This window comes from Geobacillus sp. ZGt-1 (assembly GCF_001026865.1).
Lineage (GTDB): Bacteria > Bacillota > Bacilli > Bacillales > Anoxybacillaceae > Geobacillus > Geobacillus thermoleovorans.
The window spans coordinates 1-2,131 of the sequence record NZ_LDPD01000227.1 but is presented as its reverse complement, the minus strand read 5'-3'; the positions used below and the strand labels follow the sequence as shown (position 1 = coordinate 2,131).

Here is a 2,131-nt window from a genome sequence, read left to right as displayed (position 1 = left end):
CGAATTTTGCACGGCTATTTAGCATGGTACAGCTCCTCCATTGCAAGGTCAACTTGCCGAGACTCTTTTTGCTCCATCTCATCTAAAATATGAGAGTACGTTTGCAGCGTGGTTACAATATCTTTATGTCCAAGACGACGAGAAACGTATTTGATGGTGTTATGTCAAGAAAACGGACACATTAAACAGAGAGAAATAGCTGAACTTAGGCAGCTACTTTTCTCTGATTAGCGTAGTAAGCAGCCTCCAATTCACATGGCGATACATAGCCAAGGGCGGAATGACTTCTTTTACGGTTGTAGAAGCATTCGATGTACTCAAAAATGGCTTGTTTCGCTTCTTTTCGCGTGCGGAATCGATTCAGATAAATACACTCTTTCTTGATGAGGCTATGAAATGACTCGATACAAGCGTTGTCGTAACAGTTTCCACGTCTCGACATGCTCACTTGAAAATGATGTTCCTGTAAGAGCTAATGGGATTATTGACGACGAAGAACAAAAAACCCAAAAACACGATTAGTTAGAGTAAGCACTATTAACGTGTGATAATAAGATACACATCAGCGGTCTGTTAGGCAATTGTTATATGGGCATCTATCCATATTAGAGTATTAGAATTAGAAAGGGTGTCCCAAAAGCAGTCACTTTTGGGACATCCTTTCTTTCATTTCTTAACTGCTATTTTGTTATTGCTTCCTGTACGGTAAGTGAAGGTTTTTTGCACGTTTCGTGATTTCGACCAATTGGACATGGCGCCCTTCCATTTTTAATACCTTAAATTCATAATCGCCGTAGGAAAGAGTGTCGCCTTGTTGAATATCAAATTTTTCTGTTAAAATCCAACCACCAATCGTATCAACATCCGTATCATCGATATCCGTTCCAAGCAAGTCATTTATATCTTCAATCAATACTTTTCCATCAACAATGGTGGTATGTTCATTCACTTTGCGAATCATCGGAACTTCGTCAATATCAAACTCATCTTGAATCTCACCGACAATTTCCTCTAATATATCCTCAACTGTTACAAGTCCAGCCGTTCCGCCGTATTCATCTACTAAAATCGCCATATGAACTCGTTCACGCTGCATTTTGACGAGCAAGTCATGAATCGGGATGGATTCGATTACTTGTATGATTGGGCGGATATAATCATCTAACTTCTTTTCAGTGGCCTTTGGATTTTGAATACAATCCGTTAATATTTCTTTTATGTTTACCATACCAACGATATGGTCTTTATCTCCGTCTATAACAGGATAGCGCGTATATTTTTCTTGCTTTATCGTTTCAAAATGTTCCGCAATGGAACGGTTTTTATCTAGTGCGACAATTTCTGTACGCGGTACCATGATTTCTTTGGCAATCCGATTGTCAAACTCAAAAATATTGTTTACGTATTTATATTCCGACTGATTAATTTCTCCACTTTTATAACTTTCAGATAAAATCAAGCGCAATTCTTCCTCTGAATGGGCCACTTCATGTTCGGATGCTGGTTTTAACCCAAATAATCCGGTAATGACGCGAGCAGAGCCGTTTAATGCCCAAATAAACGGATACATTATTTTGTAGAAAAAGATTAAAGGTCTTGAACATAACAGTGTAATGGTTTCTGCTTTTTGAATTGCCAATGTTTTCGGAGCCAGCTCTCCAACGACCACATGCAAAAAGGTAATCGTTGCAAATGCAATCGCAAAAGAAAGGAAAGACGCCACAGACTCATTTAAATTTATTCGTTCAAATACAGGGTGAAGCAAATGCTCCACCGTTGGTTCACCAAGCCAACCAAGCCCTAATGCGGTAATGGTGATACCAAGCTGGCAAGCTGATAAATATTCATCCAAATTAGAGATGACTCTTTTGGCAGCCCTAGCGTTTCGATTTCCTTCAGCTATCAGTTGATCAATGCGTGTACTGCGTACTTTAACAATGGCAAATTCGGATGCAACAAAGAATGCCGTTAAAGCAATTAAAACACCAACCATCAGTAAATTAACTATCTCCAATTAAGCTCTCTAGCTGTATGCAAACAGCTAGAGAATCCACCTCCTGTTAATTTGGCTATACCTTTAATTTATTACGTTACTCTTATCTTTCGTGCTACCTCAGCTCCAGTAAGAGAC

Annotated in this window: 1 protein-coding gene and 2 pseudogenes; all 3 read right to left on the bottom strand. The window is 39.0% G+C overall.

Features of this window, described 5'->3' with window-relative positions:
* Nucleotides 1–14: 14 nt before the first annotated feature.
* Nucleotides 15–155: pseudogene (locus VU18_RS20960) on the bottom strand (site-specific integrase); the annotation flags it as partial.
* Between the two features lie 50 nt (nt 156–205).
* Nucleotides 206–454, bottom strand: a pseudogene (locus VU18_RS17755) (transposase); the annotation flags it as partial.
* 234 nt (nt 455–688) lie between these two features.
* A complete protein-coding gene (locus VU18_RS16890) occupies nt 689–2,014 on the bottom strand; it encodes a hemolysin family protein (RefSeq protein WP_047758641.1) in 1,326 nt (441 codons plus the stop codon).
* Nucleotides 2,015–2,131: the final 117 nt, after the last annotated feature.